The sequence below is a fragment of the Synechococcus sp. RS9907 genome (genome assembly GCF_014279615.1).
In the GTDB taxonomy this organism is placed as follows: domain Bacteria; phylum Cyanobacteriota; class Cyanobacteriia; order PCC-6307; family Cyanobiaceae; genus Parasynechococcus.
Map to the genome: position 1 here is coordinate 1,991,016 of NZ_CP047944.1, position 23,929 is coordinate 2,014,944.

The window sequence follows — 23,929 nt, forward strand, 5'->3', positions numbered from 1 at the left end:
CAGAGGGTCACTTCCCCGTGATACAAGAGCTTGGTGCGGTGAATGCGTCACACCCCCTTACCTTCATGGCCTCTGTGTTCTCTTCCTTGCGACGGTCCCTGAAGGGCCTTCTGGTCCTCATCCCGGTGCTGATCGGTTTGGCCGTTATCTCTCCGGCTCAGGCGGCCCAGTGGGACGCTGAGACCCTGACGGTTCCGGCAGATCCCTCCGGCACAGAGGTGACCTTCAGCGATCGTGAAATCGATGCTGGCCGCAAGGTGTTCAACACCAGCTGCGGCACCTGCCACGCCGGCGGCATCACCAAGACCAACCACAACGTGGGCTTGGATCCTGAGACCCTGGCCCTGGCCACCCCGGCCCGCGACAACGTTGAGGCCCTGGTCGACTACATGAAGGACCCCACCTCCTACGACGGTGAGTACAGCATTGCCGACCTGCACCCGAGCATGCGCGACGCTGAGCTCTACCCCGCCATGCGCGATCTCGATGATGAGGACCTGCGCCTGATGGCTGGCTACATCCTGGTGTCGCCCAAAGTCCAGGGCAGCGCCTGGGGTGGTGGAAAGATCTACTTCTGATCAGCTTCTGCCGATCAACTCCAATCAAAATCGTTCGTCCCCGGCGGCCTCAGGTCGTCGGGGCTTTTTTTTGGGGACTCACCTGCTCAGGGGCCATGGAGCTGGGATGGCGGCTGTACCACCACTCCTGCAGATCCCGGCTGAAACGAACGGAGAACAGGGTCAGCACGGTGGGTGTGGGTCGTCCTCCCGGCTGCAGCAGTTCCACGGCGTAGGAGGGGCAACGCCGGGCCGCCAGGTCGGGCACAAACCGCCGTCCGATCCGTCGCCAGCTCGGCTCCTTGCTGCGCCAGGCCAGACGACAGCAGGGCCAGGGCAGTTCTTCGCGATCAAACAACCGGCAACAGGGCCCGATGACGCGGAAGCTGTACTGACCGCCGGGGCTGGTGTGAACGCTGCCGGGCTCCAGAAGATCGTCGACTTCGGGGCGGCTCACGGCAGGAGAAGACAAGGGACACGCATGGAAGACGACCAGACCAAAAAAAACCACCCCCGAAGGGGTGGTTGAGGACACGTCCAGTTGAAGGACAGAGGCTCAATAGAGCTCTTCTTCGGCGTGGGTCTTGATGGTGCAGTCGCTGGTGGGGTAGGCGACGCAGGTCAGCACGAAACCAGCTTCGATCTGGTCGTCGTCCAGGAAGCTCTGGTCGGACTGGTCGACGGTGCCAGCGGTGATCTTGCCGGCGCAGGTGGAGCAAGCGCCAGCGCGGCAGGAGTAGGGGAGGTCGATGCCCTGCTCTTCAGCAGCGTCGAGGATGTACTGATCGTCGGGCACTTCGATGGTCTTGTTCAGACCTTCGCTCTCGGAGACCAGGGTGACCTTGTAAGAAGCCATGATTGATGAATGCGTACAGGGTTCCGGAAAACCCGGTCCTGCAGAACGCCACATTTTTACTTCAAATAGGTGCTCAACCTGACGATTCCGGGGCCACTGGGGAGGAGGACCAATCGGAGGCCCCACTCTGATAAGCCTGGCTTATAGGGCCAGGTCTAGCGGCGGCGGATCTCCAGCAGCCCCCAGCGGCCCTGTGCCGCCTCGGCGGTGACCAACCAGCCCAAGCCCCCGAGAACCTCCTTCAGGCGCGGTGCCTGATCCACCAGGAGCCCACTGAGCAGAGCGCGCCCATCGGGCTGAAGCAGCCCCTCGAAACCCGGGGAGAGGGCTTCAATCACCGGAGCCAGGATGTTGCAGAGCAGCAGATCAGCGCGACGGGGCGCGAGCAGCTCGCTCAGGGTCTCCACAGAACCGAGAGCCACCTGAAGCTCAGCCTCCGATCGGTCGTTGAGGCCGCGGTTGTCCGTTGTGGCACGCACCGCCAGGGAATCGGTGTCAGCGGCCACCACCGACTCCGCCCCCAGACCCAGCGCAGCGAGGCCCAGCACCCCGCTGCCGCAGCCCAGATCGGCCACAAGCGCCCCCTGCGGAGGCGACTGTTCCAACGCCTCCAGGCAGAGCCGGGTGGTGGGGTGACTTCCGGTGCCGAAGGCACTGCCGGGGTCCATCTTGATCACCAGCCGATCGGCATGCTCCGGCGGTACCTCCAGCCAAGCCGGCAGGATCAACAGCCCCGTCCCGACAGGATCGGCCTGCCAATGCTGTTTCCAGCTGAGGCTCCAATCCTCGTCGGCCACATCGTCCCAGTGCCCATCGGGCAGGCTGAGTCCAAAGGGCTCCGCCAGCGGCTGCAGGCTGGCAACCAGCTCCCGCCGCTGAGTCTCCGGCCACTCCGGCTTCGGGAGCCAGACCAGTAGCGTCTTGCGATCAGGCGTTTCCGGAGCATGCTGCACCGCGTGGCGATGCAGCCCCAGATCCGTCAGTTTCCACACCAGCGATTCCTCCAGCTCCGGAGGACACGGAAGTGTGAGGCGCCACCACATCAGAGCGTGACCGGGTGTGCTTCCTGGATGCCATCGATGGCCGTGATCGTCTGCAGCAGATCTGCTGGGATCGGATCATCGATGCTGAGCACCATCACCGCATCGCCGCGCACGATTTTGCGGCCCACCTGCATGGAGGCGATGTTGACGTTGTGTTCGCCCAGCAGGGATCCCAGGTGACCAATGATTCCGGGCATGTCCCGGTGCCGGGTGAACAGCATGTGGCTGCTGGGGGTCACATTCACCGGGAAGGCATCGATGCTGGTGATGCGCAGATCGCCATCGGCAAAGACGGCACCGGTGACGCTGCGGCTGCCCTGATCACCACGGGTGGTGATTTGCAATGAGCCTCCGGCGAAGTCGCGGCTGCTCTCATCCTTCACCTCCAGCACCTGAATGCCGCGGGCCTTGGCCTCCAGCGAGGCATTCACGAAGTTGATGCTGTCACCCAGGCCAGCGCTGAGCAGACCCTTCAGGGCAGCAATCACCAGAGGCTGGGAGGGATGGCTGGCGAATTCACCTTGCAGGCGCAGTTCCATCTCCTTCACATGACCGCCAGCCAGCTGACTGACGAGCAGACCGACCGTCTCGGCGAGCTGGAGATGGGGCTTGAGCCGCTCCATGATCTCGGCGCTGAGGCCGGGAATGTTGACAGCACTGCGGGCCGGCAGACCCAGCAGCACATCACGGATCTGCTCCGCCACATCGATCGCCACATTCTCCTGGGCCTCTTCCGTCGATGCACCGAGGTGGGGCGTCAGCACCAGACCACGCTCCACCGCCCGCAGGGGGGAGTCTTCCGCCAGGGGCTCACTGGCGTAAACATCCAGGCCCGCACCGGCGATCACACCGTTGTTGATGGCTTCAGCGATCGCCGCCTCATCCACCACGCCGCCGCGGGCGCAGTTCACGATCCGCGCCGTGGGCTTCATCGTGCGCAGCAGCTCCGCATTCACCAGGTTCTCGGTGTCCTTGGTGCGCGGGATGTGCAGGGTGACGTAGTCGGCGGTGCGGAACAGCTCATCCAGCTCCAGCAGCTTCACCTGCATCCGTTGAGCCCGGTCAGCAGCAATGAAGGGGTCGTAGGCGATCACCTCCATGCCCATGGCCTGGGCAACCCGGGCGACGTGGGATCCGATCTTGCCGAGACCGACCACCCCCAGAGTCTTTTTGTAGAGCTCGTTGCCGACGTATTTCTTGCGGTCCCACTTGCCGGCCCGCATGCCGCCATGGGCCTGAGGGATGTGCCGCGAGAGGGTCAGCATCATCGCCAGAGCGTGCTCCGCTGCAGCGATGGTGTTGCCCTCCGGCGAGTTAACCACAAGCACACCCCGCTGGGTGGCGGCAGGCACATCAACGTTGTCGACGCCGACGCCGGCGCGGCCGATGATCTTGAGCCGGCTCGCCGCCGCGATCACCGCTGCGGTCACCTGGGTGCCGGAACGGATCATCAATCCGTCGTACTCACCGATGATCCCGATCAGCTCCTCCTCCGAGAGGCCGGTGCGCTGATCCACCTGCGCCACTTGGCCAAGGATGTCGATCCCGGCCTGGTCGATCGGATCGGAGACAAGAACTTTCGTCATCGAAAGGCGCAGAACTGCCGCGGTGAACTGTAGAGATCGACATCCTCCACCCCCTCCAGTTCGAAGCACAGGGTTCAGAATTCAGCGCATTGGATCTGAATGCCCCATGCCCGTCTGTGTGATGGTGATGGCCGATGCCCCCGCGGCGGAAGGCCTGACCCAGCGGCTCCGGGACACCGATCTGCCGCTGCTGAAGTGTCTGACGATCCCCCCAGATGGGGATGCCATCGACAAGGTTGCCCTGCTGAACCCCAACCTCACGCGCCAACAGCGGCAACGGGGCATGGCCCGCTGGCTGATGCCATTCGGGTTCCTGGCAGGGGTCACCTTCACCAAGATCACCACCCTCACCACCTTCGCCAGCTTTGGTCCCTGGGGTGAAACCCTGATCGGCGGCCTGCTGGGCATGGGCTCCGGCCTGATGGGGAGCTACGCCGCAGCCGCCAGCGTGGATTCAGACAACGATGCAGGCGTGCGGATCCTGCGCAACCGCCGCGACGAAGGACGCTGGCTGGTGCTGCTGGAAACACCCAATGGCATCGAGGCCCCCTGGCAGGTGATTCAAAAGTCGCGGCCGCAGCAGGTGGTTCGCCTGGACGACCTGTGACGCTGCCCCGGGAGGAGCTGCTGGCAGGGGCCCAGAACCCTGAAGGGCTGACGGTTCTGATCGATCTCGCGGAGCAGGTGTTGCGCACCTGGCAACCGGCCTGGAGCCCCTTTCTCAGCGCACCGCTGCGGGAGGAAGCCTTGGCTCGCCTGGGCAGCCTCAGTGAATTGACCTGGATCAGTGATGGCGGCTATCCAGGCGCCGAACGCCAACGGCTGCTCTGCCACCGTCGCGACGACAGCCCTGATCCAGCAGCCCCGGTTCAAGGCCTGCTGATTGAAGGCAATTTCCTCTTCGACCCCCTTTCCCCCGAGGACCTACGCGAAGCGTTGAAGGCCATGGGCGTCGACGCAGACCACATTGGCGATCTCTGGGTGCGCGGCGATCGCGGCGGGCAAGGGATCTGCACCCCCAGTGCTGCCGAAGCCCTGCATGGCCGCCTGGGGGCCGTGCGCGAGGTGGAGATTCGCTGCGAATCCCGTCCTGTGGAGCAGTTGCAGCAGCCTGTGCAACGCAGCGTCCGCACCCTGCAGACGGTGGAAGCCTCCTGTCGCCTGGATGCGATTGCATCGGCTGGATTCGGGCTGTCCCGAGCCAAGATCGTGACCCACGTCAAAGCTGGGCGCCTACGGCTCAACTGGGGCAACGTGCGTCAAGCGAGCCGTGAACTGGTGGTGGGCGACCGGCTGCAGCTGCAGGATCGCGGCTCGGTGGAGGTGCTCTCGCTCACGCGCACCAAACGGGAGCGCTGGCGCGTTGAACTGCGCCGCAGTTGAGTTGAGCTGCCCACCAGCTGCTACTGTTCAGCCTCGGTCGATGAAATCACAAGATTTCAAACTGATCGATGTCGGGCGATTAGCTCAGGGGTAGAGCACTACATTGACATTGTAGGAGTCACTGGTTCAAATCCAGTATCGCCCACTTTCCCTGTCGGGACTGCGTTTTCGAACTTCAGACCTCGCGATGACACGCACGATTGTCGTTGGCTTGGGTCGATCTGGTTTGGGAGCTGCGCGTCTGCTCAAACAGCAGAATCGCGATGTTGTTGTGTTCGAACGGGGCGATAACGAAGCCCTCCAACACACCTCGAAAACCCTCGCCGAAGAGGGCATTGAGGTGGTGCTGGGGCAGCCCCTGACCCTGGAGAGCTTTGACGCCTGGCGCGACAACCTGGACGCAGTGGTGATCGGCCCTGGCATCCCCTGGGATCATCCAATCCTGGTTGAGCTGCGATCCGAGGGCATCCAGGTGCGCGGCGAGATGGATCTGGCCTGGGATGCCCTTCAACAGATCCCCTGGATCGGCATCACAGGAACCAACGGCAAAACCACGGTCACCCATCTGCTCAACCACGTGCTGGAAGCCTCAGGCCTTACGGCACCGATGGGGGGAAACATGGGCCTCTCCGCCGCTGAACTGGCCTGCCAGATCAGCTCAGGGGCCACACCGCGGCCGGATTGGCTCGTGATGGAACTGAGCAGCTACCAGATTGAGGCGGCGCCCGCCGTGGCCCCAAAGATCGGCATCTGGACCACGCTGACCCCAGACCATCTCGAACGCCACGGCAGCCTGGAGGCCTACCGGGCCATCAAACGCGGGCTGCTTGAACGCTCGGCGTGCGCCCTGTTCAATGCCGATGATCCGGACCTGCGCCAGCAGCGCAGCAGCTGGAACAGCGGCACCTGGGTGAGCAGTGAGGGCGCGCGCCCGGACAACCAGCCCGCCGACCTCTGGATTGATGACGAGGGCATGGTGCGCAACACCACCACCCGCTTGTTTGCGGCTGATGCCCTGGCGATGCCGGGCTGCCACAACCGCCAAAACCTGTTGCTGGTGACCGCTGCCGCCCTCGAGGTCGGCCTCTCCCCCCAGCAAATCGCCGACGCCTTGCGCACATTTCCGGGCGTACCGCACCGGCTTGAGCAACTGGGCACGTTGGCGGGAGCCAGCGTGTTCAACGACAGCAAAGCCACCAATTACGACGCAGCCGAGGTTGGCTTGCGGGCCGTGCAGGGGCCCGTCGTGGTGCTGGCCGGGGGGCAGACCAAACAGGGCGATGCCAGTGGCTGGCTCGAGCAGCTGCACACCAAGGCCTGCAGCCTGATCCTGTTCGGTGCGGGGGCCGATGAGCTGGCCAGCCTGGCCAAAACGGCTGGATACCCCGGCGAACTGCTGCAGTGCCCGGAGCTCGAGAGCGCTGTGAACCTGGCTGAAACGGCCGTACAGCGGCATCAAGCCTCATCGCTGCTGCTGTCACCGGCCTGCGCCAGCTTTGATCAATACAGGGATTTCGAGGCCAGAGGAGACCACTTCCGCACCCTGATCACCCCCCTGCTGGACGTCGGCTGAGACCAAACGAACGCAATGGGATGCATCTGGGCCTAACGGTCCGATGATGGTGTGAAACAAGCCTTGCGACGTGGCCTTCTGGTTGATGAAAAGCGAACCCGACGCCTACGGGATCGATGATCTGCGGCGCGAGGGCACCACGCTGTGGGACGGCATTCGCAACTACCAGGCCCGCAATTTCATGCGCAGCATGGAGGTGGGAGACCAAGCATTTTTTTATCACTCCAATTGCAAGCCCCCCGGGATCATCGGGCTGATGGAAGTGATGGAGACCGGCCTGGTGGACCCGACGCAATTTGATCCCACGGCCAAGTACTACGACCCCAAATCAAGCCCCGAGAAACCACGCTGGGACTGCGCACGCCTGCGATTCCTCGGCGAATTCGACGCCCTGCTCAGCCTCGACCAGCTGCGGGAGCTCTACAGCGAAGAGCAGCTGCCCGTGATCAAACGCGGCAACAGGCTCTCGATCCTTCCGGTCCCCACCGATACCGCCAACGACCTCCTTTCACGGCTTGGCCAGCTCCACTGAAATCCCACTGGTCACGCTGCTGCCTCGGGCCTGGATCGGCTTCAGCCGGGGGCCCTGGCGCTGTGTTGGCTTGGCGGCGCTGGTGTTGATCAGTGCCAGCGGCCCTGCGGTGATCGGCCACGACCTGCGCCTGGCGGGATCCCCATGGCTCAATCGGCTGGGGGACCTCTCGGTGTTGATCAGCCTGGTGCTTCCGCTGCTGCCTCTCCTGGGCCTGCTGCAACTGACGGATGGCCTGCTCCCCGACCGACGCGACGACCGCCCCCAACAGAGCTGGAGACAGCTGCTGCGCCAGGCCTTCACCCTGGTGCTGCTTGAGCTGGTGCTGGTGCTGGGGGGCGTCGGATTGATTCAGTCGTTGAGCTGGGCGCTCGGACGCTGGAGCACGGCCTTGGCAGGTCTGAGCGTGCTGCTGGGGGGAGTGGTGCTGCTGAGCTGGCTGTTCAGCCAAACCCTGGCCCTGCCCCTGCTCGTGCACGAGCGCTGCCGAGCGCTTCAGGCGATGGACCACAGCCGCCAGCTGGTGCACCGCAACGGGCTCAAGGTGCTGGCGCTGCTGGGCATGTTGCTCGGCCTCAATCTTCTGGGGCTGATCGGGGCCACCCTAGGGCTGCTGCTCAGCCTCCCCTTCAGCGCCCTGGTGCTGATGGCCTGCTGCCGGCCTCAGACCCCATTGATCAGCGATTCCCGGCGGAACATGTTGCCGACGTAAACCCGGGTGATCTCCCGCGATGCCTGGCCGTTCTGGACCAGGAAGCCGGCAAGCGCCGCCTGAACCAAACGGTATTGATCCCAGTTCGGATGCCCCTCGATGAACTGGGTCATGGCCTGCTGAAGGGGCTGCGGCACTTCCGATTGGAAACTCACAACACTGGTCTCAGCCGCGGCTTGCTCAAGGCCTTCCGGCATCTTTTCTCTTCGAAACGAACACTAGTTCTCCACACCACGGCGCCGCCGTCAAGAACCCCCAACAACGAGCCAGTCTCACGAATCTCCAAGCGAGATCCCTGCCAGAAAGCCACTCCTGCACTGGTCGAAATGCCGGCTTAGACGGAACTGCGCAGCCCGCTGCCATCGTCAAGCAAAAACAACGACAAACGGGGAATTTCCACAGAAAGCCGCCAGGGCGGCGTTAACGGCCCATGGCCTGTGGAAAAACTGTGCAGAGCACCAGGGAAAAGGCGGGGGAAATCAATAGCTCAAAAACGATTAGCTGGATTAATCAATGCTGCGAGTCCCACAACGTTCTCAAGGCCGCTACGGCCGCCGCCGCCGCTGGGGCCGGCCACTCCCCCTGCGCCGCACGTCCCTCCAACGGGGTGAGCAGGATGCGCAACTCCCATTGGCTGCGATCACCGCTCAAGCATCCCCACCACACGCCACGATCCAGCTCCAGCTCGATCGATTCCTCCGGCATCAGTTGGTCAACCAGACCCCTGTGCTGCTGCTCCAGGGTTGCCACAAGATCCACCAGATCCCGCCACTCCGGCTCGGTCAACTCAAACGCCCAGCGTTCTCCTCCAACAAGAACGCAAAATTCGCCGCGGGAGGGGTCGTGCGACACCCGCCATCCGTCCCCCTCCTGCTGAATCACAGCCGATGGATCAACCAGGCAGCAGATCGGGCTGGTCTTGCTCGTCGCTCAATTCCACGATGGCCCGCTGCACCGGCTTGACGCTGGACTCCTCCAGCAGACCGTCGAAGTCGTCGAAGCGGCGCTGCTTGGCCCGGAAGGCAATCCGCACCGTCGTCAGATAACGGTTGCTTGATTGGCGAATCAAGCTTTCGCCACGCTTGGCGAGATCCTTGGAATCGACTCCGGCCGAAAGCACAGGCTTCTAGATCAAACAACTTGAGACTAAGTGGTGGCCGTCTCAGGCCAGCTGGTCGGTGTGAAAAGGCACGTGCATGGGGTAAGCCCGCTGACGGGAGCCTGGAACCCGCAGAACGATCTGGCGCCCCATCCCCAGGGCCGCCAGGGGCAAACGCAAATCAGCGACCAATCCACTCAATTCCTCGAGATGCGCATCGTCGATGCACTCGATACGGATGCTGCCCCAGCTGCGACGCATGCGACAGCTCCGCAGCGGCTTCAGCCTGTCCTGCAGTTCAGGATCTTCTCGGTAGAAGGAGAAGATCAGCTGTTGCAATCGATCCATCGCCGCCAGTCCCCCTAGTCTCATCCTGACTTCACCGTGCCCTGAGCACGGTCAGAGATCGCGTGGGCGAAGAAAAGCTTCAGCATTCAGATCAACGGGGCGGAACGCTCGCCATCGATTTGGGCAGCACCACCACGGTGGTGGCCTATCAGGGAGCGACATCCACTACAGCCGATCTACTGAACCTGCCCGCCATCTGCAGCCGGGCCGGTGAAATTCCCAGCCTGGTGTGGGACGCGACGCAACGGCCCCTGATTGGCCGGCAGGTGCTCGAGTCAGGCCTCAATGACGCCGTGGACAGCCGTCTGCATCGCGACTTCAAGGGCCGCATCGGTCAAGCGGACGCCCCAGAGCAGGACGCAGCCCGCTGGGCTGGAGAACAGTTGCTTCAACAGATCTGGAGCCGGCTCCCCAGCGATCTCGCGGTCGAGCGGCTGGTGCTGACGGCCCCGGTGGAGTGCTACAGGGCGTATCGCAGCTGGTTGCTGCAGGCCTGCACCACGCTGCCGGTGGCCGAGATCGCCCTGGTGGATGAACCCACAGCAGCCGCCATGGGTGCCGGGCTGCCGGCTGGTTCCACCCTGCTGGTGGTGGACCTGGGCGGAAGCACCCTTGATCTAGCCCTGGTGGCTCTGGAAGGCGGGGAAGGTCGGGCTGCACCGATCGCCCAATTGCTGCGGCTGGGGGGACGCAGCCTGGGGGATAACAGCCGCCAGATGCTGCGCACAGCCAAGGTGCTGGGCAAAGCGGGGCTGCGCCTGGGTGGCCGTGATATCGATCGCTGGATTGTGGACCGCTGTTGCCCGGGACAACCCGCCAGCACCCCCCTGCTCAATGCCGCCGAACGGCTCAAATGCCGGCTGAGCGACACCGCCGTGGCGGACAACGAGCCCCTGATGGAATTAGCGGTGGACGAGCAAGAGCATGTGCTCCGCCTGTCGCGCAGGGAACTCAACGCGCTTCTGCTGGAGCGAGGCTTCGCAGACGCGCTCGAACAATTGCTGGAGACCTGTCTCGCCGGCGGACGCCGCAACAACTGCAGCCTTGAAGATCTGAAGGGTGTGGTGGCCGTCGGCGGCGGTGCCCAGCTGCCCCTCCTGCGCCAGTGGCTCAGCGAGCACACGGCGCCAGCACCCTTGCTCACGCCGCCACCGGTGGAAGCCGTGGCCCTGGGCGCGCTTCAACTCACGCCAGGGGTCGCCATCCGGGATGTGCTTCAACACGGCGTTTCTCTCCGCTTCTGGGATCAGCGCAGCAACAGCCACCGCTGGCATCCCCTCTTCGTGGCCGGTCAACCCTGGCCGAGCCCCGCCCCCCTGGAGCTGGTGCTGGCCGCCAGCCGGACCGGCCAACGCAGCTTGGAGCTGGTGCTGGGGGAGCCCATCCCCCAGGGGAGCCACAGCGTGGTCTTCATCGATGGTTTGCCGACCCTGCAGGAGCAGACCGCCGGGGAGGTCTCCCACCAGCCTTGGCCGGGCACCGAGCTGGTGCTGCCTCTAGAACCCGCCGGAGAGCAGGGCGAAGACTGCCTGCGGCTGCGCTGGAGCATTGATCAAGAAGCGCAGCTTCAGCTGGAGATCAACGATCTGCGTTCAGGTCGGACGTGGTCCCCGCCAACGCTGGGGGCTGTCCGATAAGACGTCCGTCCACAGGCCCTTGGAACGGGAGCCAACAATCCATAGAACAGAACCAACGTTCAGCTCCACCCTTCGTGGCGGCACCGCGTCAACTGCTGCTACGGCTCTGGGGTGTTGGAACCCTGGGACTGGTGCTGGCGATTGCGACAGGTGCCTATTGGTGGGAACAACAACTGCCGGAGCGGCTGCAGAGCGCCCTCGCTGCCAACGACTACGAGGCCTGCATCCGTACCAGTGAGCAACTCGCCTCCCTGCGCTGGCTGGGGGAGGGCGCACCGGAAGAGCAGGCCCTCTGCCGCCAGAAGCACGCCGAGCATCTCTGGGACCAAGGCGATCCGATCGCTGCCCTCACGCTGCAGCAGCAACTGGTCACTTCGGGTCATGGCGACCTTGCCCTCCATCGCAAGACCCTCGAACGCTGGCGCCAGGCTCTGATGGATCAGGCGATTGCTCTGTTTCGTGAGGGAGACCTGCAGGAGGCACTCGCGTTGCTGGATCCCCTCAAAGGCAGCGCGCGCAGCTCCATCAGCCAACTCAGTGCAACGCTGATGGAGATCTGGAACCGCAACCAATTGGAACAGCGTCGGCTGGTTCAACTGGTGGAGCAAGAACGCTGGTGGGAGGCCTTGGACAGCCTCAACAAACTCGACCATCCCTGGTGGCAGAAGCAGGCAAGTGCCACCCGTCAAGAGGTGGAGAGTGCCATTCAGGCCCTCGATGAGGCCCAGCAACACCAACAGCACCCAGCGGTGCGTGCCGACGTCATCAGCGGTGATCGGCTGGATGCCGCCGTCGAGGATCAGTTGCTCCAAGGCCTGGACCCCTGGACGGCCTTTTCGATGGGCTGCAGCGACCTTGGTGGTCGCGTCGAAGAGGACGGCCCGGAAAGTTTCTGTCGACGCTCGTCCCCGAGCCCGTGACAAGATGAGCCCGTGGATGACTCAGGTGCAATGCAGGCGGGCGACAGGGTGACGGTGGAGGCATCCGTCGTTGTGTTCAACCATCCCGAACACCGGGGCCAGGCCTTTGACATGAAAGGGCAGACCGGAGAGGTGGCGAACGTTCTCAATGATTGGAAGGGTCGGGTGATCAGCCCAACACTTCCTGTGATCGTTGCCTTCGGCCGCTACAAGGCCCATTTCCGCGCCGACGAACTCAAGCCTGCCGGCTGAGTCGGCTGAGGAACACCCCCTCCTCACCATCAACATCCCTGAGGCGGAGCTCGATGGTTTCGCTGCGTCGGGTCGGCACAACGCGACCACAGAAATCAGGCTGAATCGGAAGCTCCCGATGGCCTCGATCAACCATGGCCAGCAACATCACCCGCTGCGGGCGCCCCCAGCTCTGCATGGCCTCCAGGGCGGCACGCACCGTCCGCCCCGTGAAGATCACATCGTCCACCAGAATCACCTGGCGGTCCTCAATGCTGGTGGGGAGAGTCGTGAGCTGGGGCAGACGGGTGCCGATGCGCTCCAGATCATCGCGATGGAACGTGGGATCAATGGCCCCCTGGGAGATGGCGTGGCCTGTCAACCGCTCCAATTCCCGCGCCAAAACCCTGGACAACTGAACGCCGCGGGTGGGGATCCCCAACAGCATCAACCGACGGCTATCTTCGGCAGTCTCCAACACCTGCGACGCCAAACGCGACAGCGTTAGACCAAGCTCACGCTCCGAGAGAATTTCGATCCGTTCAGGGTCGGCCATGGAGGATTGAGCGCTGCGGGGTGTGGGAATTGGCTGAAGCTGCAGCTTGAGGGCTGGCGTGGCGTTAAGTTGATTCTGCAAGAGTCCTTAAGAACCGTCGGTCGCGGGTGAACGTGGGGAAAAGCACTACCAACGGTTCAGGACGCTCCGGGACAGTGGCACCGGTCGTTCTCGCCATTCTGGATGGCTGGGGTTACAGGAACGCAAGCGAGCACAACGCGATTCAGCAAGGCGGCACTCCTGTGATGGATGCCCTCTGGCATGCCTATCCACACACCTTGATTGAGGCCAGTGGCTCCCATGTGGGCCTCCCCGATCAACAGATGGGCAACTCTGAGGTGGGCCACCTCACCATCGGAGCCGGCCGCATCATCCGCCAGGAGTTGGTGCGAATTAGCGACACGGTGCGCAGCAACCAACTGGGCGACACGCAGGCACTCAAGGAATTGGCGGAACGCACCCAAGGGCGGGGCGGCACCCTGCACCTGCTCGGCCTCTGCTCCGATGGGGGCGTCCACAGCCATGTGGACCATCTCTGTGGATTGATCCAGTGGGCAGCCGACAGCGGCATCTCCGATGTCGCCGTGCATGCCATCACCGATGGTCGCGACACACCCACCCAAAGCGCACCGGGATACATCAGCCAGGTGGAAGCGGCCCTGAGCCGAAGCGGAGTCGGTCACATTGCCAGCCTCTGTGGCCGCTACTGGGCCATGGACCGTGACCAGCGCTGGGAGCGAATCGAAAAGGCTTACAACCTCTACACCGATCCCAACATCGCCGTTGACAGCCGGACGGCAGAGCAGGTGTTAGCGGACAGTTATGCCGAGAACATCACCGATGAATTCCTCGAACCGGTGCGGCTTCAGAACAGCGTCATCAAGGACGGCGACAGCGTTCTGGTGTTCAACTTCCGGCCGGATCGCGCCCGCCAGATCGTGCAAGCGCTATGCCTTTCGGATTTCGAGGGCTTCGAGCGCAGCCAAAGGCCGGAGTTGGATGTGGTCACGTTCACCCAGGTGGAACAAGACCTACCCGTTCAAGTCGCCTTCCCTCCCGAGCCGCTCGACCAACTGTTGGGGCAAGTGGTGGCAGACGCTGGGCTGAAGCAGTACCGCACTGCCGAAACGGAAAAGTACCCTCACGTCACGTACTTCATGAACGGTGGCATCGAACAGCCACTGGCGGGAGAAGACCGTCACTTGGTGCCATCGCCGAGGGTCGCCACCTACGACCTCTCACCGGCGATGTCGGCCGAGCAACTCACCGACAGCTGTATTTCAGCCATTGAAAAGGCAGACTATTCGCTGATTGTGATCAACTACGCCAACCCCGACATGGTCGGGCACACCGGTGTGATGGAGGCCGCCAAGGAAGCCATCCAAACCGTGGATGCCTGCATTGGCCGGTTGTTGGATGCGGTGGGACGCCAGGGGGGGACCATGCTGATCACAGCTGATCACGGCAATGCCGAGTTGATGGAGGGTCCGGATGGCCAAGCCTGGACAGCCCACACCACCAATCCTGTGCCTGCGATTCTGATCGAAGGAGAACGGCGCAAACTGCCCGGCCATGGCAACGCCATCACGTTGCGCAATAACGGGGGGCTGGCCGATATTGCTCCGACGTTGCTGCAAATTCTTGACCTTCCGCAACCGGCGGCCATGACTGGCCAAAGCCTGATTGCACCCATGTCCAACATGGACCCCACCCCCAAGACCGCTCGCCTTCCTCTTTCCGTTTGATGCTCACCTCAATTTTGTCTTGGAGCTGGATCGGCACCGGTCTTCTGTTGATCGTCTTGGTGCTGCTGCATAGCCCCAAAGGTGATGGCATGGGTGGCTTGGCGGCAAGCGGCAGCTCCATGTTCAGCAGCGCCAGCAGCGCAGAAGCAACGTTGAACCGTCTGACATGGACATGCCTGGCGTTGTTTTTATCCTTGGCTGTGATCCTGAGTGCTGGCTGGTTGAACTGAAGCAAGCCCCCTTTAGGTACTCACAATCTCAGCACGCATGCTCTGCATACAGGCATTTTCAATTTGGCGATTAAATTGCTTTATATCTTGAGAATTTCGACTCTGCGCGATATCACCAGCCAGAGCAATTAATTCATCCTCCGTCAACAAAGCAGCCTGTTCCGATGGCTTGAAATAATTGAAGTCGACAGACATCAAGTCGCAATACTGCTGGTTGCTTGAGGATGCTCTGCTATCAAGGTGACCAACAAGAGACTGTTTGAGATGGGGGCAAAACAATGCATCAAATTCAGACATCAATCGATCTGCGGCCGCGAGTCGTTTGCACACACGGAAAAGCCAACGATTTCCCTCATGAGGTCTCGGAAAAAACGATTGCTGGCGCGGCCGCAGAGCACTGAGATGGGCAGACATGGCATAAATCAATGACTGATTAAAGGAAAGATTCTTACGAACATCGAATGAGCTGAGGTCACTAAGATCTAGGGACAGACCCGTTGAAGACAGAAAGTGCTCAAGCAAGGAATAAGGGAGAGATCGTGTTGGGATGTGCGAACTCACCACAGTGACGGACTCACTCATGCTTTTGACACCACCACACAAGCGTTGATAATTACCAAACCAATTGCGATCTTGGCCAACAAGAGAAAGCGCGAGAAGACTTCGTTCTAACGCTGTAAATTTCTTCCAGTCAAGACCATAGCCAGCCAACACCTTGAGATCTTCATGAAGCTTTTTCCTATCGCGAAAGAACCACTGAGAAAAGGCCGATATATGATAACTAGACTGCAATCTTGAATATCCAGAAACCACAATTTGATCAAAATTATGCTGTGCCAAAGCACGTTCTGCAATTGAACACACCAATGCCGGTCGATTGCCCAGCATTTCATGACTAACAACAACCTGCGGGCATAACTGGGCAGACAAAACGCGATCAATATAGTCAAAAGCAATGTCACGGTTCTGCCGCAAGGCTTGCTCAGCATTGCGAAGCTGAGCAGGGTTCAAAAAACAAAATCCGAGAGCACCCTTCGACGCCTGCGCCACAAGACGAAGAGAAGCCTGCAACGAAGAAGACGCACACTTCTGCGCCCCGACATGAATGACCAGTCGTCGCGACACCTAAAACCTCACAGCCCCTATTTTTAAAAATATTAGAACAAAATAACGGTCGAAAGCAATGCCCGAATGGATGGCGACACAATGCAATGAATCCAGATAGAAACGATGCTAAAATAAAAAGGATAGAAAGGAGTGTAGTGAAAAAAACAAAGCTTTTCCTGCACATTGGCCACGGAAAAACCGGAACTTCCGCAATTCAGTCTGCGCTGGCTATCGCTGCCGAAGATTTATCCAAGATAGGCATATACTATCCGATCTCAAAATCTCTCCGAGACAAAGCCTCTCATCTTGAAATAACTTCTGGCAATTGGAAAGCACAGCCTGAGTCAAAATTAAGCGAACAACTTATTAAACTTACACAAGACAACCAACACTATTCGAAAATAGTTTTAAGCTCCGAATCACTTTTTTGGCTAATATCAGACTTCATAAAAGACAAGGACGCATGGGATGAACATATTGACATCCATGTAATCCTGGCAGTCAGGGAGATCGACGAAATGCTCTCCTCTGAATACCAACAGCGCGTCAAGCGGCATGGCGACTGTATTCCCCTAGGACAATTTCTTCGCAGAAGAAACTTTCTTTCATCCCATCACGTCAAAGCAGCGGAAATAATAAGCCTAATGCATCAATACAATGTCAAACACACACTGATTAACTATTCAAAACACAAACAAGACATTTCACGCTTACTTTTTAAGGTAATCGGCTCCGAAGAAAAATACCCAGAGACCCAAATGAAGGATGCTATAGTAAACAGAAGCCTAAGCCGGAAAGAACTCGAAACTCTCACCACAATAAATGCCCTTTATGCTAAAAAATTTCCATGGATTAGCACAAAAATATCGGATGCACTGATCACAAATCAACCAAAGCTTAAGTCGCAGCAATGCAAAATAACAACGCAACATCTAAAAAAAATTTACGAAACAAACGACGCATACATTCAGGCAATCAATAAATTCCTTGACCCAACAGAAAAGCTCAATTCACTATTAAATTTCAGCCAAGAATCAGCCAAACAAATTAATTCACCACAAAACCAAAAAAAAGTTCGCGAAGAAGAAATCATATCTATAGATCTTATCGGTGAAGCACTCACACAGGTCTTAAGCAATGAGTCGCAGCGAAAGCTATCGAATGATACGGTTGATGCGATCATCGAATTAAGCCAGTCAGGACGAGTGTCGAAAGAAACAGAAGTCGAACTCTTACAACTAGCCAAGCAAAATCGGCCAAAGGCACTCAAGCTCTCACGACTACTGGAACATGCAACGAAAGAACTTCTTAAAGATTGATGCTCGTATCAGCATGAAATCAGCAATATACCCTTCATACATCTGATAGCATCTATACGCCGAAAATCGATCACGTTTTGATCTTTTGTGTGTTGGCATTAGTGCAAAAATGACCTGAGTGCATGTATGCTATGAGTGAGCGCAAAGCCTGACAAAAAAATGAAAAAAAATACAGATTTAAATAATTCAGTTAAGACTCAATTCAAAATTCCCTTAAAAAAGCTACCAGATACCCTGGCTCAGAAGGTCTGCAACCCAATTTGGAAAAAGATTATCGACGCAATTGAGCATGGAGAGGTTCAACCAATCCTTGAGTTGATCAACACAATTGACAAAGAACCAAGGTCGCCATGCTTACCACACCCTTTCAAGAAATCAATGGATACATTTCCCACTAAAAGTAGGCGCGAAGGCATGTGCAATTTTATATTTTTTAGCGACTTAAACCACAATAATGAATGGATCCTGTGCCAAGGGACATCATTCGTGGATGCACTATTTTCTACAAAAGATTATGGAAAACATAAGTTATCCATTAACGATAAAACCATAATAAACTCACTCAGACGAGTGTTAAAAAAAGAAAACAAAAAGAATCAACAAAACTCGAAAAAAAATAAAGCAGTTTTTGCTGGTTATTTGCTTGACCAAACACGACCATATCATCATTTCTACGACCAACTTAAATGGATGGTGCACCTAAACAATACGAAGCCAATTGTCAGCCAGAATTCTTTTTTCAGGCCTAAATACCTAGACGAAATCAAAAGATTTAAGCGCACAACCGAACCCACATTTTCTATGTTTCCATTGGTCATTGGTTCAAACCAGATGGGAATGAAGCTTGATCAGTATACCGATAAAATGGAAAAAGTTGTCTGTCAAGACAGCCTGAAAGGCTTTGGAATCAGCATGCTCAATTATCGATGGAGTAAATTCATTAAAGATATCAAGAAAATATCAGGAAATAACAATACCCTTACTCTTTGGTTTGGTATTTCCGGTCAAAAAAGGATTTGGATCGAACAAGAGGAGTTTCTTCCCGCATTGGTCGAAGAATTAAAGCCTTGGTTCGATTCATTTATTTTTTTAATTGATGGATTCACGAACTACGAAAACAATAAATACGAAACAGTAAAAGGAACCAAATCAATACCAATAGAACAAGATCTTGTAGTAATTCATTCGATACGGAAAAAACTTTTGCTACATCCAAACACTTCTGTTGTTAGCCTTATAGGAAAAACCTATCGAAAAAAAATTCAGTACTGTCAATCTGCTGATTTTTTCATCGCCAATGCCGGTGCTGGGCAACTCGTTCCACATCGGTTTTGCAAAAAACCAGGGATCCTTCACTCAAATGAGAAGCATTGTGTTTTCCCTACAGGAATTAACAATACAACCGTGAAATCAGTAGACAAATCTTTCGTAAAAGATGTTGGAAATCTATTTACAAAAGGCAAAGGGAAGGAGAGATTAGGCAGTGGTTTAATCAGCTACAGCATCAAGGTTCAAATTGTAATCAACATGATCAAAGAAATGCTGGAGTTGCGCGATTAAAGAGCAATGCAATGGCGAACCGCAAACTCACCAACGGCTCAAATTTTTCATGAAAACAAATTAAATCTCTGGCACTTTTAAACCCGATTTAAAAAAGGCAAGCTCCTTGTAGACCCGATCAAGCTCGTACAACGTTTTTGTTTCCTTCTTTTCAAGGATTTCAACCCGCTTCAACAGATCCTCCAACAGCTTGTTTTGCAAAGATTCAACCTGAACTTGCCTTTTTTGGACGCCTTTTGAGGGAACAGAAGCCGTGCTGGCCGGGGAAAGAATGCCTCCATCCGTTTCGACGTACAACAAGGCAAGACGCTCCAACACCTTGGAGTAGGCCTTGTCTTGCTGTCGGCAAAGGGCCTTGAAACGCCGCAGCGTCTCAGGAGCGAACTGGGCGGCAAAAGCTCCGGGGCGCTGGGGCATTTGTCCCGACAGATCAATCCATAGTAAGACACTAGCCGGCGCCTCTCCGCACCTCACATCCTTCATGGCCGGCAACCAACGCCGACCCCCAGGCACCATATGTCTTGTAAAAACTAGTTCTTACAAGACAGCATCCGAACACAAAAAAGAGGCCCCGCAGGACCTCTTGGCATGACTTGAGTTCGGGTGATCGGGTGGCCTCCCGACCACCCGAAGGTCGATCAGTAGTCGAAGTCGCCGCCGCCCATGCCGCCGCCGGCAGGAGCTGCTTCCTTCTTCTCAGGCAGATCAGCCACGATGCACTCGGTGGTGAGCACCATGCCAGCGATGGATGCGGCATTTTGCAAACCGGAGCGGGTCACCTTGGCGGGGTCGACGATGCCGGCAGCCAGCATGTCGACGTACTCACCGGAGGCAGCGTTGAAGCCTTCGGCACCAGCGCGAGCCTTGACGTTCTCTGCCACAACAGCGCCGTTGGCACCTGCATTTTCAGCGATGCGCATCAGCGGAGCGGTGAGAGCAGCAGCCACGATGTTGGCGCCGATCAGTTCCTCGCCGGACAAGCTGGAGGCTGCCCACTGCTCCAGGGCCGGAGCCAGGTGAGCCAGGGTTGTGCCGCCGCCAGGAACGATGCCTTCCTCAACAGCCGCCTTGGTGGCGTTGATGGCGTCCTCGAGACGGAGTTTCTTGTCCTTCATCTCGGTTTCGGTGGCTGCACCCACCTTCACCACAGCCACGCCACCGGCCAGCTTGGCCAGGCGTTCCTGCAGCTTCTCCTTGTCGTAGGTGGAATCGGTCTCGTCCATCTGCTTCTTGATCTGTTCGCAGCGGGCGCCGACAGCAGCCTCATTGCCCTCGGCAACGATGGTGGTGGTGTCCTTGTTGATGGTGATGCGACGGGCGGTTCCCAGCATCTCGAGCTTGGCGTTCTCCAGCTTGAGACCGGCATCTTCGGTGATCAGCTGACCGTTGGTGAGCACAGCCATGTCTTCCAACATGGCCTTGCGGCGATCACCAAAACCAGGAGCCTTCACAGCGGCCACGTTCAGCACACCGCGCAGACGGTTCACCACCAGAGTGGCCAGGGCTTCCTTCTCGATGTCCTCAGCAATGATCAGCAGAGGCTTGCCGGTGCGGGCGATTTGCTCCAGCACGGGCACCAGATCCTGCACCAGACCGATCTTCTTGTCGGTGAGAAGGATGTAAGGCTCGTCGAGGACGGCTTCCATCCGCTCGGTGTCGGTGGCGAAATAAGGAGAGATGTAGCCCTTATCGAAGCGCATGCCCTCGGTGACCTCGAGTTCGGTCTCCATGGACTTGCCCTCTTCGAGGGAAATCACACCTTCCTTGCCAACCTTGTCCATGGCATCGGCAATCATCTTGCCGACTTCTTCATCGTTGCCAGCGGAGATGGTGCCGACCTGAGCGATGGCATTGCTGTCAGCGATGGGCTTGGCCATTTCCTTGATCTTGCTGACCAGGAAATCGGACGCCTTGTCGATGCCCTTCTTCAGGGTGATGGCATTAGCACCCGCAGCCACGTTGCGCAGACCCGCCTTGACCATGGCGTGGGCCAGAACGGTGGCGGTGGTGGTGCCGTCACCGGCAGCGTCGTTGGTTTTGGAGGCGGCCTGACGGATCAGAGCAACACCGGTGTTCTCGATGTGGTCTTCGAGCTCGATCTCCTTGGCGATGGTGACGCCGTCATTGATGATCTGGGGTGCACCGAACTTCTTCTCGAGCACCACATTGCGGCCCTTGGGGCCCAGGGTCACGGCAACGGATTCGCAGAGGATGTCGATGCCTTTTTCGAGCGCGCGACGGGCGTTCTCGTTGTAGATGATGCGCTTTGCCATGGAAGGCGGTTCCTAATGAAGAGGATGGTTAAGGGAGGCTGAGTTGAGACTCAAGCCGCAATGCAGCGGGGCTGATCTCAGTTGACGACAGCCAGGATGTCCTTCTCGGACAGCAGCACGTATTCATCGCTGCCAAGCTTGATGTCGGTGCCGGCGTACTTGCTGTAGAGCACCTTGTCGCCCACACCAACTTCGGGAGCCTGACGGCTGCCGTCGTCGTTGCGCTTGCCGGGGCCCACCTGAACCACTTCGCCCACCTGGGGCTTTTCTTTGGCGGTGTCAGGCAGAAGGATGCCGCCGGCAGTCTTCTCTTCGGATTCAGAGACCTTGACGAACACGCGGTCGCCGAGGGGTTTAACGGTCGAGACGCTGAGAGAAACAGCAGCCATGGGTACTTGCAGGAGCAGGGACAGGGCGCAGTGCGCCACGCATCGACGCGAGTTGGCACTCGATGCCGATGAGTGCCAACGTATGCAAGCGACCACCCCCCGGGCCATACCCCAAGCTGTGCGGGTGACCGAACCGGAGGGGGTGCAACCACAGCGGTGGTATGGTTGCGCCGCTCTGAATGGGTCCGAGCGCGCAGCGCCTGTTCCCGCAACTCTCCTTCCTATGGTCGCTTCTGCTCCTGCATCTGCTGGCACCAAGGGTGTGATCCGTCAGGTGATCGGCCCGGTTCTGGACGTGGAATTTCCCGCCGGGAAACTGCCCAAGATCTACAACGCCCTGCGCATCGAGGGGAAAAACCCCGCAGGTGACGACGTCGCCCTGACCGCTGAGGTTCAACAGCTTCTGGGTGATCACCGGGTTCGTGCCGTTGCCATGAGTGGCACCGACGGTTTGGTGCGCGGCATGGAAGCCGTTGACACCGGTGCCCCGATCTCCGTGCCCGTTGGTGAAGGCACCCTCGGCCGCATCTTCAACGTGCTGGGCGAGCCCGTCGACGAGCAGGGTCCCGTCAACACTACGGCCACCGCTCCCATCCACCGGGATGCCCCCAACATCACCGAGCTTGAGACAAAGCCCAAGGTGTTCGAGACCGGCATCAAGGTGATCGACCTGCTGGCTCCCTATCGCCAGGGCGGCAAGGTCGGCCTGTTCGGCGGTGCCGGCGTGGGCAAGACCGTGCTGATTCAGGAGCTGATCAACAACATCGCCAAGGAGCACGGCGGTGTGTCTGTGTTCGGTGGTGTGGGTGAGCGCACCCGTGAGGGCAACGACCTCTACGAGGAATTCAAGGAATCCGGCGTGATCAACGCCGACGACCTGTCCAAGTCGAAGGTGGCCCTCTGCTACGGCCAAATGAACGAGCCCCCCGGCGCCCGCATGCGCGTGGGCCTCTCCGCTCTGACCATGGCTGAGCACTTCCGCGACGTGAACAAGCAGGACGTGCTGCTGTTCGTGGACAACATCTTCCGTTTCGTGCAGGCCGGTTCCGAGGTGTCCGCACTTCTGGGCCGCATGCCTTCCGCTGTGGGCTACCAGCCCACCCTGGGCACCGACGTGGGTGCCCTGCAGGAGCGTGTTGCGTCCACCGTTGAAGGTTCGATCACCTCGATCCAGGCCGTTTACGTGCCTGCTGACGACCTGACCGACCCCGCCCCGGCCACCACCTTTGCCCACCTCGACGCCACCACGGTGCTGAACCGTGCCCTGGCCTCCAAGGGCATCTACCCCGCTGTGGATCCTCTGGATTCCACCAGCACCATGCTCCAGCCAGCTGTGGTGGGTGACGAGCACTACCGCACCGCCCGCGCCGTGCAGTCCACCCTGCAGCGCTACAAGGAACTGCAGGACATCATCGCGATTCTGGGTCTCGACGAACTGTCGGAAGACGACCGTCGCACCGTGGATCGTGCCCGCAAGGTGGAGAAGTTCCTCTCCCAGCCTTTCTTCGTGGCTGAAATCTTCACCGGCATGCCCGGCAAGTACGTGAAGCTGGAGGAGACCATCGCTGGTTTCAACCAGATCCTTTCCGGTGAGCTGGACAGCCTCCCCGAAGCCGCCTTCTACCTGGTGGGCAACATCGAGGAAGTGAAAGCCAAGGCCGAGAAGATCGCCGCCGAAACCAAGTGATCCCTGCGGGGGTGTGATTCACACCCCCAATCACGTGTTTCTCGACAGTCCGTTCTCTTTTCGAACCAAGGTTCATGTCCCTCACCCTCCGCGTGCTGGCAACAGACCAGAACGTCTTTGATGGCAGCGCCGACGAGGTGATCCTGCCCAGTACCACCGGTCAACTCGGCATCCTGCCCGGCCACATCTCCCTGCTCACCGCCATCGACATCGGTGTGCTGCGGGTGCGTGCCAACGGTGCCTGGAACTCCATCGCTCTGATGGGTGGTTTTGCCGAAGTGGATGCTGATGAAGTCACCGTTCTGGTGAACAAGGCCGAACTGGGCAGCTCCATCGATGCCGCTGCCGCCGAAGCCGCTTTCCAGAAGGCCTCCACCGTGGTGGCTGGCATGGAAGGCCAACCTGCTTCGCCGGAAAAACTCAAGGCGCAGCAACAGCTGAATGAAGCCCGCGCTCGCCTTCAGGCCAGCAAAACCGCCGACTGATTCATCCCCCTGTTTCAAGGATGACGTCGCCAAAGGCCAGGGGTTACCGCCCCTGGCCTTTTTCGTGGTGTGGTTTGTCCTTTCGTCATCCCAACACCAGC

The 23,929-nt window shown here is 58.9% G+C and carries 28 protein-coding genes and 1 tRNA gene; 16 read left to right on the forward strand and 13 right to left on the reverse strand.

Annotation, left to right across the window (positions count from 1 at the left end; translation table 11 throughout):
- Positions 1 to 65 precede the first annotated feature (65 nt).
- A complete protein-coding gene (gene psbV, locus SynRS9907_RS10975; RefSeq protein WP_222929014.1) occupies positions 66 to 578 on the forward strand; it encodes a photosystem II cytochrome c-550 in 513 nt (170 codons plus the stop codon).
- Positions 579 to 627: 49 nt separating this feature from the next.
- On the opposite strand, the gene SynRS9907_RS10980 is transcribed toward psbV, so the two are convergent.
- The 4 genes from SynRS9907_RS10980 to serA form a co-directional block, all read right to left on the reverse strand.
- Complete coding sequence (locus SynRS9907_RS10980; protein WP_188022453.1) at positions 628 to 1,014, reverse strand: hypothetical protein; 387 nt, start codon at positions 1,012 to 1,014, stop codon at positions 628 to 630.
- A 99-nt stretch (positions 1,015 to 1,113) separates the two neighbouring features.
- Positions 1,114 to 1,413, reverse strand: a complete 300-nt coding sequence (locus tag SynRS9907_RS10985; protein ID WP_006043345.1) for a ferredoxin — start codon at positions 1,411 to 1,413, stop codon at positions 1,114 to 1,116.
- Positions 1,414 to 1,568: 155 nt separating this feature from the next.
- On the reverse strand, positions 1,569 to 2,456 hold the full coding sequence (prmA, locus tag SynRS9907_RS10990; RefSeq protein ID WP_188021025.1) for a 50S ribosomal protein L11 methyltransferase: 888 nt from the start codon (positions 2,454 to 2,456) through the stop codon (positions 1,569 to 1,571).
- Complete coding sequence (gene serA / locus SynRS9907_RS10995) at positions 2,456 to 4,042, reverse strand: phosphoglycerate dehydrogenase (protein WP_188021026.1); 1,587 nt, start codon at positions 4,040 to 4,042, stop codon at positions 2,456 to 2,458. Before serA ends, prmA begins: the two co-directional genes overlap by 1 nt.
- A 106-nt stretch (positions 4,043 to 4,148) precedes the next feature.
- On the opposite strand from serA, the gene SynRS9907_RS11000 reads away from it, so the two are divergent.
- The 6 genes from SynRS9907_RS11000 (at position 4,149) to SynRS9907_RS11025 (ending at position 8,242) form a co-directional block, all read left to right on the forward strand.
- Positions 4,149 to 4,649 (forward strand): hypothetical protein, encoded by a 501-nt coding sequence (locus SynRS9907_RS11000; RefSeq protein ID WP_114989480.1) that lies wholly within the window; start codon positions 4,149 to 4,151, stop codon positions 4,647 to 4,649.
- Positions 4,646 to 5,425 (forward strand): photosystem II S4 domain protein, encoded by a 780-nt coding sequence (locus SynRS9907_RS11005; RefSeq protein WP_188021027.1) that lies wholly within the window; start codon positions 4,646 to 4,648, stop codon positions 5,423 to 5,425. The genes SynRS9907_RS11000 and SynRS9907_RS11005 overlap by 4 nt, the downstream gene beginning before the upstream one ends.
- 73 nt (positions 5,426 to 5,498) lie before the next feature.
- Positions 5,499 to 5,570, forward strand: a tRNA-Val gene (locus SynRS9907_RS11010).
- 42 nt (positions 5,571 to 5,612) lie between these two features.
- Positions 5,613 to 6,998: a UDP-N-acetylmuramoyl-L-alanine--D-glutamate ligase gene (gene murD / locus SynRS9907_RS11015; protein WP_188021028.1), complete on the forward strand. Its 1,386-nt coding sequence runs from the start codon at positions 5,613 to 5,615 to the stop codon at positions 6,996 to 6,998.
- An 85-nt stretch (positions 6,999 to 7,083) separates the two neighbouring features.
- Positions 7,084 to 7,530 carry an EVE domain-containing protein gene (locus tag SynRS9907_RS11020; RefSeq protein ID WP_115081082.1) on the forward strand — a complete coding sequence of 149 codons (447 nt, stop codon included), beginning with the start codon at positions 7,084 to 7,086 and terminating at the stop codon, positions 7,528 to 7,530.
- Positions 7,514 to 8,242 carry a hypothetical protein gene (locus SynRS9907_RS11025; RefSeq protein WP_188021029.1) on the forward strand — a complete coding sequence of 243 codons (729 nt, stop codon included), beginning with the start codon at positions 7,514 to 7,516 and terminating at the stop codon, positions 8,240 to 8,242. Before SynRS9907_RS11020 ends, SynRS9907_RS11025 begins: the two co-directional genes overlap by 17 nt.
- Here SynRS9907_RS11025 and SynRS9907_RS11030 read toward each other — a convergent pair.
- The 4 genes from SynRS9907_RS11030 to SynRS9907_RS11045 form a co-directional block, all read right to left on the reverse strand.
- Entirely contained in the window at positions 8,194 to 8,439 is a 246-nt protein-coding gene (locus SynRS9907_RS11030; protein ID WP_006851681.1) for a DUF2811 domain-containing protein, read from the reverse strand. The two genes, SynRS9907_RS11025 and SynRS9907_RS11030, sit on opposite strands and share 49 nt — an antisense overlap.
- A 313-nt stretch (positions 8,440 to 8,752) precedes the next feature.
- The gene (locus tag SynRS9907_RS11035; protein WP_115131815.1) at positions 8,753 to 9,124 is read right to left on the reverse strand and encodes a DUF1818 family protein; all 372 of its coding nucleotides are present in this window, start codon (positions 9,122 to 9,124) and stop codon (positions 8,753 to 8,755) included.
- Positions 9,125 to 9,134: 10 nt separating this feature from the next.
- Entirely contained in the window at positions 9,135 to 9,362 is a 228-nt protein-coding gene (locus tag SynRS9907_RS11040; protein ID WP_025362489.1) for a DNA-directed RNA polymerase subunit omega, read from the reverse strand.
- A 42-nt stretch (positions 9,363 to 9,404) separates the two neighbouring features.
- Positions 9,405 to 9,689 (reverse strand): hypothetical protein, encoded by a 285-nt coding sequence (locus SynRS9907_RS11045; RefSeq protein WP_188021030.1) that lies wholly within the window; start codon positions 9,687 to 9,689, stop codon positions 9,405 to 9,407.
- A gap of 62 nt (positions 9,690 to 9,751) precedes the next feature.
- On the opposite strand from SynRS9907_RS11045, the gene SynRS9907_RS11050 reads away from it, so the two are divergent.
- The 3 genes from SynRS9907_RS11050 to SynRS9907_RS11060 all read left to right on the forward strand — a co-directional run bounded on the left by SynRS9907_RS11050 (position 9,752) and on the right by SynRS9907_RS11060 (position 12,498).
- A complete protein-coding gene (locus SynRS9907_RS11050) occupies positions 9,752 to 11,326 on the forward strand; it encodes an Hsp70 family protein (RefSeq protein ID WP_188021031.1) in 1,575 nt (524 codons plus the stop codon).
- A 74-nt stretch (positions 11,327 to 11,400) separates the two neighbouring features.
- Positions 11,401 to 12,246, forward strand: coding sequence for a hypothetical protein (locus tag SynRS9907_RS11055; RefSeq protein ID WP_188021032.1), 846 nt, complete (start codon positions 11,401 to 11,403; stop codon positions 12,244 to 12,246).
- A 30-nt stretch (positions 12,247 to 12,276) separates the two neighbouring features.
- On the forward strand, positions 12,277 to 12,498 hold the full coding sequence (locus SynRS9907_RS11060; protein WP_025362490.1) for a ferredoxin-thioredoxin reductase variable chain: 222 nt from the start codon (positions 12,277 to 12,279) through the stop codon (positions 12,496 to 12,498).
- Here the strand turns inward: SynRS9907_RS11060 and pyrR are convergent.
- Complete coding sequence (gene pyrR, locus SynRS9907_RS11065; protein WP_188022454.1) at positions 12,482 to 13,033, reverse strand: bifunctional pyr operon transcriptional regulator/uracil phosphoribosyltransferase PyrR; 552 nt, start codon at positions 13,031 to 13,033, stop codon at positions 12,482 to 12,484. The two genes, SynRS9907_RS11060 and pyrR, sit on opposite strands and share 17 nt — an antisense overlap.
- 107 nt (positions 13,034 to 13,140) lie before the next feature.
- Between pyrR and gpmI the strand changes: the two genes are divergently transcribed.
- Both gpmI and secG read left to right on the forward strand, forming a co-directional pair.
- Positions 13,141 to 14,778 (forward strand): 2,3-bisphosphoglycerate-independent phosphoglycerate mutase, encoded by a 1,638-nt coding sequence (gpmI, locus tag SynRS9907_RS11070; RefSeq protein WP_188021033.1) that lies wholly within the window; start codon positions 13,141 to 13,143, stop codon positions 14,776 to 14,778.
- Positions 14,778 to 15,008: a preprotein translocase subunit SecG gene (gene secG, locus SynRS9907_RS11075; protein WP_006849683.1), complete on the forward strand. Its 231-nt coding sequence runs from the start codon at positions 14,778 to 14,780 to the stop codon at positions 15,006 to 15,008. Before gpmI ends, secG begins: the two co-directional genes overlap by 1 nt.
- A gap of 12 nt (positions 15,009 to 15,020) precedes the next feature.
- On the opposite strand, the gene SynRS9907_RS11080 is transcribed toward secG, so the two are convergent.
- Entirely contained in the window at positions 15,021 to 16,133 is a 1,113-nt protein-coding gene (locus tag SynRS9907_RS11080) for a hypothetical protein (RefSeq protein WP_188021034.1), read from the reverse strand.
- Positions 16,134 to 16,219: 86 nt separating this feature from the next.
- On the opposite strand from SynRS9907_RS11080, the gene SynRS9907_RS11085 reads away from it, so the two are divergent.
- The gene (locus tag SynRS9907_RS11085; RefSeq protein ID WP_255445894.1) at positions 16,220 to 17,434 is read left to right on the forward strand and encodes a hypothetical protein; all 1,215 of its coding nucleotides are present in this window, start codon (positions 16,220 to 16,222) and stop codon (positions 17,432 to 17,434) included.
- Between the two features lie 135 nt (positions 17,435 to 17,569).
- Positions 17,570 to 18,994 carry a hypothetical protein gene (locus SynRS9907_RS11090; protein ID WP_255445895.1) on the forward strand — a complete coding sequence of 475 codons (1,425 nt, stop codon included), beginning with the start codon at positions 17,570 to 17,572 and terminating at the stop codon, positions 18,992 to 18,994.
- A gap of 60 nt (positions 18,995 to 19,054) precedes the next feature.
- Here SynRS9907_RS11090 and SynRS9907_RS11095 read toward each other — a convergent pair whose 3' ends face one another.
- From SynRS9907_RS11095 to groES, 3 genes are all read right to left on the reverse strand, one after another.
- The gene (locus SynRS9907_RS11095) at positions 19,055 to 19,411 is read right to left on the reverse strand and encodes a hypothetical protein (RefSeq protein ID WP_188021035.1); all 357 of its coding nucleotides are present in this window, start codon (positions 19,409 to 19,411) and stop codon (positions 19,055 to 19,057) included.
- A 221-nt stretch (positions 19,412 to 19,632) separates the two neighbouring features.
- Positions 19,633 to 21,267 carry a chaperonin GroEL gene (groL, locus tag SynRS9907_RS11100; protein ID WP_188021036.1) on the reverse strand — a complete coding sequence of 545 codons (1,635 nt, stop codon included), beginning with the start codon at positions 21,265 to 21,267 and terminating at the stop codon, positions 19,633 to 19,635.
- Positions 21,268 to 21,344: 77 nt separating this feature from the next.
- On the reverse strand, positions 21,345 to 21,656 hold the full coding sequence (gene groES, locus SynRS9907_RS11105; protein ID WP_006850452.1) for a co-chaperone GroES: 312 nt from the start codon (positions 21,654 to 21,656) through the stop codon (positions 21,345 to 21,347).
- Positions 21,657 to 21,879: 223 nt separating this feature from the next.
- Between groES and atpD the strand changes: the two genes are divergently transcribed.
- Positions 21,880 to 23,343 (forward strand): F0F1 ATP synthase subunit beta, encoded by a 1,464-nt coding sequence (atpD, locus tag SynRS9907_RS11110; RefSeq protein ID WP_115010090.1) that lies wholly within the window; start codon positions 21,880 to 21,882, stop codon positions 23,341 to 23,343.
- A 74-nt stretch (positions 23,344 to 23,417) separates the two neighbouring features.
- Positions 23,418 to 23,828: an ATP synthase F1 subunit epsilon gene (atpC, locus tag SynRS9907_RS11115; RefSeq protein ID WP_115010091.1), complete on the forward strand. Its 411-nt coding sequence runs from the start codon at positions 23,418 to 23,420 to the stop codon at positions 23,826 to 23,828.
- Positions 23,829 to 23,929 lie beyond the last annotated feature (101 nt).

Bases quoted from the DNA above. Each gene is read 5' to 3' on its own strand.
- SynRS9907_RS11060 (WP_025362490.1), top strand. From the start codon at position 12,277: ATGCAGGCGGGCGACAGGGTGACGGTGGAGGCATCCGTCGTTGTGTTC.
- SynRS9907_RS11095 (WP_188021035.1), bottom strand. From the start codon at position 19,411: ATGCCCCAGCGCCCCGGAGCTTTTGCCGCCCAGTTCGCTCCTGAGACG.
- serA (WP_188021026.1), bottom strand. From the start codon at position 4,042: ATGACGAAAGTTCTTGTCTCCGATCCGATCGACCAGGCCGGGATCGAC.
- SynRS9907_RS11045 (WP_188021030.1), bottom strand. From the start codon at position 9,689: ATGGATCGATTGCAACAGCTGATCTTCTCCTTCTACCGAGAAGATCCT.
- SynRS9907_RS11020 (WP_115081082.1), top strand. From the start codon at position 7,084: ATGAAAAGCGAACCCGACGCCTACGGGATCGATGATCTGCGGCGCGAG.
- murD (WP_188021028.1), top strand. From the start codon at position 5,613: ATGACACGCACGATTGTCGTTGGCTTGGGTCGATCTGGTTTGGGAGCT.
- SynRS9907_RS11000 (WP_114989480.1), top strand. From the start codon at position 4,149: ATGCCCGTCTGTGTGATGGTGATGGCCGATGCCCCCGCGGCGGAAGGC.
- atpC (WP_115010091.1), top strand. From the start codon at position 23,418: ATGTCCCTCACCCTCCGCGTGCTGGCAACAGACCAGAACGTCTTTGAT.
- SynRS9907_RS11085 (WP_255445894.1), top strand. From the start codon at position 16,220: ATGAATCCAGATAGAAACGATGCTAAAATAAAAAGGATAGAAAGGAGT.
- prmA (WP_188021025.1), bottom strand. From the start codon at position 2,456: ATGTGGTGGCGCCTCACACTTCCGTGTCCTCCGGAGCTGGAGGAATCG.
- secG (WP_006849683.1), top strand. From the start codon at position 14,778: ATGCTCACCTCAATTTTGTCTTGGAGCTGGATCGGCACCGGTCTTCTG.
- atpD (WP_115010090.1), top strand. From the start codon at position 21,880: ATGGTCGCTTCTGCTCCTGCATCTGCTGGCACCAAGGGTGTGATCCGT.
- groL (WP_188021036.1), bottom strand. From the start codon at position 21,267: ATGGCAAAGCGCATCATCTACAACGAGAACGCCCGTCGCGCGCTCGAA.
- SynRS9907_RS11030 (WP_006851681.1), bottom strand. From the start codon at position 8,439: ATGCCGGAAGGCCTTGAGCAAGCCGCGGCTGAGACCAGTGTTGTGAGT.
- SynRS9907_RS10985 (WP_006043345.1), bottom strand. From the start codon at position 1,413: ATGGCTTCTTACAAGGTCACCCTGGTCTCCGAGAGCGAAGGTCTGAAC.
- psbV (WP_222929014.1), top strand. From the start codon at position 66: ATGGCCTCTGTGTTCTCTTCCTTGCGACGGTCCCTGAAGGGCCTTCTG.
- groES (WP_006850452.1), bottom strand. From the start codon at position 21,656: ATGGCTGCTGTTTCTCTCAGCGTCTCGACCGTTAAACCCCTCGGCGAC.
- pyrR (WP_188022454.1), bottom strand. From the start codon at position 13,033: ATGGCCGACCCTGAACGGATCGAAATTCTCTCGGAGCGTGAGCTTGGT.